General features: G+C 59.9%; 6 protein-coding genes and 1 rRNA gene. All 7 read right to left on the bottom strand.

Features of this window, described 5'->3' with window-relative positions:
- Positions 1-70, bottom strand: a 16S ribosomal RNA gene (locus FHS48_RS13920); the annotation flags it as partial.
- A gap of 247 nt (positions 71-317) precedes the next feature.
- Positions 318-1,949 (bottom strand): ABC transporter ATP-binding protein, encoded by a 1,632-nt coding sequence (locus FHS48_RS13915; RefSeq protein ID WP_221443517.1) that lies wholly within the window; start codon positions 1,947-1,949, stop codon positions 318-320.
- A complete protein-coding gene (locus FHS48_RS13910) occupies positions 1,946-2,584 on the bottom strand; it encodes an ABC transporter permease (RefSeq protein WP_221443516.1) in 639 nt (212 codons plus the stop codon). The genes FHS48_RS13915 and FHS48_RS13910 overlap by 4 nt, the downstream gene beginning before the upstream one ends.
- A gap of 182 nt (positions 2,585-2,766) precedes the next feature.
- Positions 2,767-3,717: an ABC transporter permease gene (locus FHS48_RS13905; RefSeq protein WP_260402478.1), complete on the bottom strand. Its 951-nt coding sequence runs from the start codon at positions 3,715-3,717 to the stop codon at positions 2,767-2,769.
- A gap of 124 nt (positions 3,718-3,841) precedes the next feature.
- Positions 3,842-5,392, bottom strand: a complete 1,551-nt coding sequence (locus tag FHS48_RS13900) for an ABC transporter substrate-binding protein (RefSeq protein WP_184264170.1) — start codon at positions 5,390-5,392, stop codon at positions 3,842-3,844.
- 26 nt (positions 5,393-5,418) lie between these two features.
- A complete protein-coding gene (locus FHS48_RS13895; protein WP_184264169.1) occupies positions 5,419-6,345 on the bottom strand; it encodes a homocysteine S-methyltransferase family protein in 927 nt (308 codons plus the stop codon).
- Between the two features lie 484 nt (positions 6,346-6,829).
- Positions 6,830-8,269 carry a dihydropyrimidinase gene (gene hydA / locus FHS48_RS13890; RefSeq protein WP_184264168.1) on the bottom strand — a complete coding sequence of 480 codons (1,440 nt, stop codon included), beginning with the start codon at positions 8,267-8,269 and terminating at the stop codon, positions 6,830-6,832.
- Positions 8,270-8,273: the final 4 nt, after the last annotated feature.

The raw sequence follows: 8,273 nt of genomic DNA, 5'->3' as shown, positions 1-8,273 counted from the left end.
AGCGCTCGACTTGCATGTGTTAGGCCTGCCGCCAGCGTTCGTTCTGAGCCAGGATCAAACTCTCAAGTTGACCTGAACCATTACTCTCACAAAGCATTGCTTTACAAGATACTCAGGTTCCAGCCATTCGTCCGGCCAGATACCCACGTATCCCTTCCCTCTCTTCACTTGTCTAACAGCGGCGCCACCATGGTGACTTCCAACTCCGCTTCCCACCAGCTACTCGCTGCGGCCCGCGTCGTCGGGAGGCGCTTTATAGGTCCACTCAGCACAACCGTCAAACACTATTTTCAAGAAAATGACTCTTTTTGCGGGGCTTACGTAAACAGCCCCTCCTCTGGGGCGTCTGCAAGCACCCGGTTTAACCAGTCTACATCCAGTTCCGGTACAGAGAGCATCAGCCGGTGCATTTCCTCTTCATAGGGTGGAGAGAACACCTCGTCCGTCGGGCCATATTGAATGATCCGCCCCTGATGCAAGACGGCCACATGGTGCGCAACCTGCCTGACCACATGAAAATCATGCGTGATAAACAGATAGGACAGACCTGTTTGCTGCTGCGTCTGTGCCAGCAGGGTTAAGATACCCTGTGCCACCAAGGGATCGAGGGCCGATGTCGGCTCATCACACACGATCAGATCGGGCCGGGCAGCCAATGCACGGGCAATACAGACGCGCTGTTTTTGCCCACCGGATAACGCGGCGGGATAACTGTCGATGAGACGTTCCGACAGTTCAACCTGCTGCAAAAGCTCCAGCACTGCGTTCCGGCGCACACGCCCCCGCTGTTTCCAATACAGCGTAAGAGGGCGGCCAATGCTTTCTTCTACTGTATGGGCGGGATTCAAGGCGAGATCCGGGCTTTGATGGATAAGCTGGATCCGCCTCAACTGATCACGGCTGCGCTGCCGCCGTCCCGACGGTAAAACGTCCCCCGCGAAGGAAACATGCCCAGCCGTTGGGCTGTTAAGACCACAGATTACCCGCCCCAACGATGTCTTACCGGATCCGGACCGCCCGATCAGGGCCAGAGTCTGACCTTTCCGCACAGAAGCAGAAACAGACGATAAAACCGGCTCCCCACCGGGATACGCCATCCCGATATCCTTGATGTCAAGCAGTGGCCCTGCGTCCTGCAAGGCAGGAACAACAGTCCCTTTTCCCGCAGAGACAAGCTGGCGGGTGTAATCCTGATCGGGGTCTGAAATAATCTTCCGGACCGGTCCATATTCAACGGTCTGGCCATGCCGCAGAACAAGGACATCATCGGCGATCTGGGCCACCAGTGCCAGATCGTGACTGATATAAAGGGCTGCCGTTCCGCTTCTGGCGATGGCGGTACGGATCGCCTGCAAGACCCCGATCTGCGTTGTCACATCAAGAGCTGTGGTCGGTTCGTCAAAAATGACCAGATCCGGCCCGGAACACAGGGCCATGGCTGTCATCGCCCGTTGTAACTGGCCCCCGGAGACCTGATGCGGATACCGGGTCATCACCGTAGCCGGGTCAGGCAACCCCAAGAGGCCCAAAAGCGATATCGCCCGATCCCATGCCTGCTGCCGTGACAGAAGACCCCGGTCAACAGGGGTTTCTATGATCTGCTCTCCAAGGGGCAAGGACGGATTAAAGGCGCTGGCTGCGGATTGTGCCACATAGGCAATACGTGTTCCGCGTAAGGCCTGCCGTGCGGCCTCCGGGAGTGATGGGACATCCTGTCCATCAAAAAGCACCTGCCCGCCGACCGTCTTCACACCGCCACGCCCATACCCAAGGACGGCAAGACCAAGTGTTGACTTGCCCGCACCGGATTCCCCGATAACCCCCAGAACCTTGCCTTTCGAGACCGAAAAAGAAACGGCGTTCAGAAGACACTGGGGCACCCCACCCCCGTCAGGAACGGGAGCGGAAACCGTGAGTCCGCGAACCTCCAGCAACGGGATCCCCGTCATGATCTCTGCCCCCCTCTGCGCAAAGACCGCGCCTGAAACCCATCCAGAACAGCCGTAACGGAAAGAGACAGGACAACAATCACCGCCCCTGAGATCAGGGCTGACCACTCCCCGAAAATGATGCCGTCCTTGTTTTCCCGCAGAAGGCTGCCCCAGTCAGTTTCCGGGGGCTGGATCCCCAGGCCAAGGAAAGACAGGGTTGAGAGAAAGAGAACAGCAAACACCAGCCGCAGACCGAACTCCGCAAGCAAGGGGGAGACAACGTTCGGAAAAATTTCATGCAGCAGGATCCACCACCAGCGTTCTCCCCGCAGCCAGGCAGCCTCCACGTAATCCATGGCGGCAATCCCTTGCGCCAGAGACCGGCTGATCCGGTAGACCCGCGTTGCATCCAGCAAGGCCATCACCAGAATCAAAACGACCAATCCATTGGGCATCACTGAAAGAACAATCAACGCCAGGATCAGCGTCGGCGCAGACATGATCAGGTTGACGGCCGCAGAGATCGCTGCGTCAACCCACCCTCCAAGCAATCCTGCGGCAATACCTGCGCTCCCGCCAATCAGGAAAGCCAGAACCGTCGCGCTGACAGCGACGAAAAGAGTAACCCGCGTTCCCCAGATCAGCCGGGACAACAGGTCCCGCCCCAGAACATCCGTTCCCAGCCACACCGCGCGGGATGCCGGATCCCAAACCCCACCAACCACATCATTGATCTCATAAGGGGCGAGCAAAGGGGCCAGAACCGCGATAACGACCAGCCCGGTTAAAACAATCACACTGCCCCAGACGGACAGAGACTGAACAATGCGCCCCGTCATCGCGGATGCCTCAGACGGGGATTGGCCGCCAGCGAAACAGCGTCAGCCACTGTATTGAACAGAATGAACGCGGCTGAAAAGATCAGGCTACTGGCCTGCACCATCGGAAGATCCCGCTTCACCACGCTGTCGACCATCATCTGCCCCATCCCGGGATAAACGAAGATCACTTCAACCACAACGACACCCACGACAAGATAGGCAAGATTCAGGGCAATCACATTGATGATCGGGGCAACGGCATTGGGCAGGGCATGACGCCAGAGAATACGCCGCCGGGACACCCCTTTAAGAACCGCCATCTCGATATACGGCGCTGACAGCACATTCAGGAGAGCAGCCCGTGTCATATTGACCATGTGACCGACCGTTGCCAGACAGAGGGTTAAAACCGGCAGGACCATAGCGGCCAGCCAGTCAGTCAGCGGCATACCGGTATAGACGGTTGAACTGCTGTCGACCCAGCCAAGCTGTACCGAAAACAGCAGTATCACCGTATACCCCACGAAAAATTCAGGCAGGGAAACCGTTGCCCGGCTGAAAACAACCACAAGCCGGTCAAGCCCCCGGTCCCGGTGCAGGACTGACAGAATCCCGAGAAGGACCGCCAGAGGAACGGCTGTCAGGGCTGTGGCCCCGGCCAGGGATGCCGTGGCGATAAACCGCTCCGTAATCGTGGCGGCCACATCCTGATGGCTGGCGTAGCTGACACCGAAATCCCCCTGGAGAACCCCGGACAGCCATGCCAGATACCGGCCCCATGCCGGACGGTCCAGCCCAAGCTCCAGACGGATGGCGGCAACAGCCGATGGCGTTGCCGACTGCCCCAGAACGGCGGTTGCCACATCTCCGGGAAGAAGCTCCGTCCCGGCAAAGATCATCGCTGACATTGCCAGCAGCAGCACAATACCCCCCAGCAGACGCCGCAGGATCAGGACCGCCAGCATGTGATTCCGCAAACGGTTCCGCATCGGCTGCGCAACGGTGCGAATACCCCTTAAAAACATCGAAACATCCCCTGCCGGATCGAAGGCCGGGCGGCGGAGCCAGCCGCAGTGCCCGGCCCCATCCTTACGCTTCCAGCCAGACTTTCTCCGGGGCCCGCAGAGAACTGAGGGCCAGCCCCGGCGATGTCACGAAACCCTTAACCTTGACACTGGCGGCGTCCAGCAGGTCTGACCGGACCGGGACAAGGGCACTGCTGTCCTCGGACAGAATCCGCTGAATGTCATGATACAGTTGCCGGCGGCGGTCCTCATTCAGTTCTCCCCGGGCCTGCCGGATCAGCTGGTCAAACTGCGGATTGCGCCACGCGGACTCATTCCATTCCGCCGTCGAGAGATAAACCAGCGTCAGAATTGCATCGGCGGTTGGCCGGGTGGCCCAGTTGGAAACGACAAACGGCTTTTTCAGCCAGACATTGCTCCAGTACCCATCATCGGGGACCCGCTCAATCTCCAGAGGCACACCGGCCTTGCGGGCTGATGCCTGATACAGCTGCGCCACATCGACACCGCCGGGGAACCCTGCATCGGCGGCAGACAGAACGACACGGCCATCGTATCCGGCCTTTTTCCAGTGATAGGCGGCTTTGTCCGGATCATAGGCAAGCGGCTTGATGTCGGCGGCAAAATAAGGGTTAGACGGAACAATCGGCTGATCATTCCCGATGGAGCCATAGCCGGACAGGACCGATTTCAGGATCTGCTCCCGGTCAATCGCATACTTCAGGGCCAGACGGGCATCCTTGGAATTGAAAGGGGCCTGATCAAAACGGCCCGGCAGGGTGAGAATATCGGAGTCCGCAGACCGATAGATCTTAAACTTGGGGGAGTTGCCGATCTTTCCGAGAAGCTTTGGGTCAATCCGGTTGGCGATGTGGATTTTTCCGCTCAGCAGTGCGGCGATACGGGCTGTACTGTCATTGAAGGCAAGGGTTTCAACCGTATCGACATGCCCCCGCCCGGATTGCCAGTGATTGGGGTTGCGGCGGGTCAGGGTCCGGACCCCCGGCTGAAAGGTCTCCAGAATAAAGGCCCCGGTTCCGATCCCTTTTTCAAAGTCGGCCCCGTCCGGCGTGATACCAAAATGGACATCGGCCAGAAGGTAGGGCAGGTCTGCGTTCGGCTCTGTCAGCGAGATGGTTATTTCAAGCGGAGCGGTCTCCCGGATGTCCCGGACCGTATCCAGATAAACCTTCACGGCAGACTGGGATTTCTCCCCACGATGATGGTTCAGGGAATAAATCACATCGGCGGCGGTCAGGGTCTTGCCATTATGGAACTGTACCCCCTTCCGCAGCTTCAGCACCCAGTCAGCGCCACCGTTCCGCGCGTCCCAGCTCTCGGCCAGTGCGGGTTTCAGTCTGCCGTCATCCAGCTCGATCAGAGTGTTAAAGAGCTGAGCGCCGACAACATAGGTGTACAGCTCCGGATAGGTCGCCGGGTCAAGCCGGTCGCTGGAGGAGGCACCATTGATGCCCAGCACCAGATGCCCCCCTTTTCTCGGCTGGTCCGTCCCCGCCGCGAAGCCCGGACCGAAGGGCAGTACGGCGCCGGCCAGCAGGGCACCGGCCCCCAGCAGAAGAGAGCGGCGGCTGAAGGAAAGGTGATTGTCGCTCATGGCACAACTCCTGAAACAGAAAAATGTCAGCCCCGCAGGGCTGAAGACAGCGCGGAGATATAATCAGGGCCAATACCGCAGCACCCCCCGATCACCGTTGCCCCGGCATCCTGCCAGCGGCGGGCAAAGCGCAGATAATCCTCCGGGGACAGATCATGCCGCAGGTCACTGATCCCCTCATTGGCCCCGTGCTTATGGGCCGTCGGAGCAAAAGCATTGGCATACACACCGATCTGCGGCGCATCCGGCCCCGACAGAAGGGCGGCAACCTTCCGGACAGCGACCTCCATGATGTCTGCATGGCTACAGTTGAACAGCAAAGCCGCCACCCCGAGATCCAGCGCAGCCTGAACGGCTTCCTCCAGAGACTCTCCGGAACGCAGGGTCGGAACAGCCTGCCCTGCCACCACAGCCTCCCAGTTGGCATCCTCCAGCGTGAAAGACAGCCAGAAGGGACGCGTATCCTCCGGCCCGATGACTGTCCGGATGGCTCTTGCTTCGATGACAGATCCCTGCGTTTCCGCCAGCCAGAGATCAACATGCGGGGAAAGACCGGCGATCAGGGGGCGGAGCAGGCGCTCAACCTCCTCCGGCCGGAACAGATCGGGACGGTAGGAGCCGAACAGCGGCGGCAGGGAACCGGCGAGGCGGACCCCCCGTCCAGACGCCGCAGCAGTCACCGCCGCCCGGCCCAGCTGCCCCGCAAGGTCGGCAAGCTCTTGCCCACGGGCGCTGAAACGCTCTTCCCCGATATGAAAGGGGACGAGGGCGTAGCTGTTGGTCGTCAGCACATCAGCCCCGGCAAGAACATAGGAGTCATGCACCTGCCGGACGGTCTCGGGAGCCTCCATCAGGGCAAGGGCAGACCATTCCGGCTGACGGAACGGCGCCCCGATCCGGTGAAGCTCACGCCCCATGCCACCGTCGAGGATTGTTAGCGTGGACACTGACATCGCAACCTGCTCCCAAACTGAAGAACGGACACGGCAGGACAGTCAGCAGGCAGCCTGCTGGCAACAGCAGCACACGCCGTCCGTCAGCACAGCCGCATGAAGGCAAAAAGACTGTCATAGCCTTACAGATGATCCCTTGGGTCAGTGACGGAGGTCGCTTCTCTGTGCGCCGGAACCCCGGAAGACCCTGTGTTGCGGTGACGTTACGTCACCGCCATGATCATTGTCAATTAAATCTATATAGATATAGATTTTATAATATCCGTTACATTCTACAGTCATTGGCATCCATCACACCGTGATGCTCCGGGATGATCTCCTGACGGTCCACCGCCCCCTCGCCCTACTACAGACCAATGGGGGGGGTGGTGTTAACCAATTGAAAAAATTCATTCCATAAAAAAACCGGGGGCCCGGCGCCGGACCCCCGTTAAGGTTGATGCGTGTCTGGGAGACGCAAGGATGCGGAGTCCGGAGACTCCGCTTAACGCGGGACCGCCGTCGGGCGGCGGAGCTCCGCCGCCTTCTGGACAGCCCCGAACATCGGGGCAAAGGCCGGACGGTCGATATAGCGCCCCGCCCCGGCCACGGCCCGCAGGTCACCGTCTTTCCACGTCACCACCCCCCGGCTGAGGGTGACAACCGGAAGACCGGTTACGGTCATGCCTTCAAAAATGTTGGTATCCACTTTCTGGTGATGGGTCTTGGCGGAAATGGTCTTACTGGCAGCCGGATCCCACACCACCACGTCGGCATCGGCCCCAACCTGCACCGCGCCCTTGCGCGGATAGATGTTAAAGATCCGCGCAGCATTGGCCGAGGTGACCGCAACGAACTCCGATGGCGTCAGGCGGCCGGTGCGCACCCCGTGGGTCCACAGCACCGTCATCCGGTCTTCCACTCCGCCGGTCCCGTTGGGAATCTTGGCAAAGCTGTCCAGCCCCATCCGCTTCTGTTCGGTACAGAAGCAGCAGTGATCGGTGGCGGTCGTTTGCAGATGTCCGGCCTGAAGGCCTTTCCACAGCGCCGCCTGATGGTGGGGGGCCCGGAACGGCGGGCTCATCACATGGGCCGCCGCATAATCCCAGTCAGGATGACGGTAGACACTGTCGTCAATCAGCAGATGCCCGGCCAGAACCTCGCCAAACACCCGGTGCCCTTCACTGCGGGCGCGGATGATTTCCTGAAGAGCCTGCTCTGCCGACACATGAACCAGATAAACCGGCACTCCGATCACTTCCGCCAGACGGATCGCCCGGTTGGCGGCTTCACCCTCAGCTTCCGGCGGGCGGGACAGAGGGTGTCCTTCCGGTCCGGTGATGCCTTCAGCCACCAGCTTCTTCTGCAACTGGAACACCAGTTCCCCGTTTTCGGCATGAACCGTCGGAATCGCCCCCAGCTCCAGCGCCCGGCTGAAGGAGTTATAGAGGATTTCGTCATCGGCCATGATGGCGTTCTTATAGGCCATGAAGTGTTTGAAGCTGTTGACGCCATGGTCGCGGACCAGCGTGCCCATATCGTCGTGGACGGTCTGATCCCACCATGTGACCGCCACATGAAAGGAATAGTCCGAGGCGGACTTTTCCGCCCAGCCACGCCAGGTGTGATAGGCCTCCATCAGGCTCTGCTTCGGGCTGGGGATCACGAAATCGATGATGGTGGTGGTGCCACCCGCCATGGCGGCGGCAGTCCCGGTATAGAAATCCTCACTGGCAACGGTGCCCATGAACGGAAGCTGCATATGCGTGTGCGGGTCGATGCCACCCGGCATGACGTAACAGCCCCCGGCCTCGATCACCTCGGTCCCGGCGGGCACATCCAGTCCGGTGCCGACGGCGGTGATCAGGCCACTTTGAATCAGCACGTCGGCGCGGGTTTCCGTTTCCGCCGTCACAACAGTACCGCCCTTGATCAGGATCGACATCGGA

Source organism: Novispirillum itersonii (assembly GCF_014205675.1).
Taxonomy (GTDB): domain Bacteria; phylum Pseudomonadota; class Alphaproteobacteria; order Rhodospirillales; family Rhodospirillaceae; genus Novispirillum; species Novispirillum itersonii_A.
This window is presented reverse-complemented; position numbering and strand designations above follow the sequence as displayed.

Excerpts from the sequence above, each read along its gene's own strand:
- FHS48_RS13905 (WP_260402478.1), bottom strand. The coding sequence starts at position 3,717 with ATGCTGGCGGTCCTGATCCTGCGGCGTCTGCTGGGGGGTATTGTGCTG.
- FHS48_RS13895 (WP_184264169.1), bottom strand. The coding sequence starts at position 6,345 with ATGTCAGTGTCCACGCTAACAATCCTCGACGGTGGCATGGGGCGTGAG.
- FHS48_RS13900 (WP_184264170.1), bottom strand. The coding sequence starts at position 5,392 with ATGAGCGACAATCACCTTTCCTTCAGCCGCCGCTCTCTTCTGCTGGGG.
- hydA (WP_184264168.1), bottom strand. The coding sequence starts at position 8,269 with ATGTCGATCCTGATCAAGGGCGGTACTGTTGTGACGGCGGAAACGGAA.
- FHS48_RS13915 (WP_221443517.1), bottom strand. The coding sequence starts at position 1,949 with ATGACGGGGATCCCGTTGCTGGAGGTTCGCGGACTCACGGTTTCCGCT.